The sequence below is a fragment of the Mycobacterium angelicum genome, from assembly GCF_002086155.1.
Taxonomy (GTDB): domain Bacteria; phylum Actinomycetota; class Actinomycetes; order Mycobacteriales; family Mycobacteriaceae; genus Mycobacterium; species Mycobacterium angelicum.
Window position 1 is genome coordinate 1 of sequence record NZ_MVHE01000362.1, and the last position, 316, is coordinate 316.

The following is a 316-nucleotide window of genomic DNA, read 5'->3' on the forward strand; positions in this document are numbered from 1 at the left end:
TCTCGTGGGCTCGCGGCTGGCGACCCCGCGCTCGGTGCTGACCGCTGCCATGACGAGCCTGGCGCTCGGTGCGCTGGCCGGGCTGGTTTTGGCGCTGCTCAGCGCGCCGTGGCTGATTGCGGTGGGTGCGATCTGCATCGCCGGGGCCTGGCTCTACACCGGCGGGTCAAAACCCTACGGCTATGCGGGCTTCGGCGAACTGGCGGTGTTTGTGTTCTTCGGGCCGGTCGCCGTGCTCGGTACCCAGTACACGCAGGCATTGCGGGTGGACTGGGTGGGGCTGGCACAGGCGGTAGCAACGGGTGCGTTGTCGTGC

Annotated in this window: 1 protein-coding gene; it reads left to right on the top strand. The window is 69.3% G+C overall.

The window, feature by feature from the left end; genetic code table 11:
* Positions 1-316: 1,4-dihydroxy-2-naphthoate octaprenyltransferase (gene menA, locus BST12_RS29805; RefSeq protein ID WP_083116544.1), on the top strand; the 316-nt coding region annotated here is incomplete at both ends.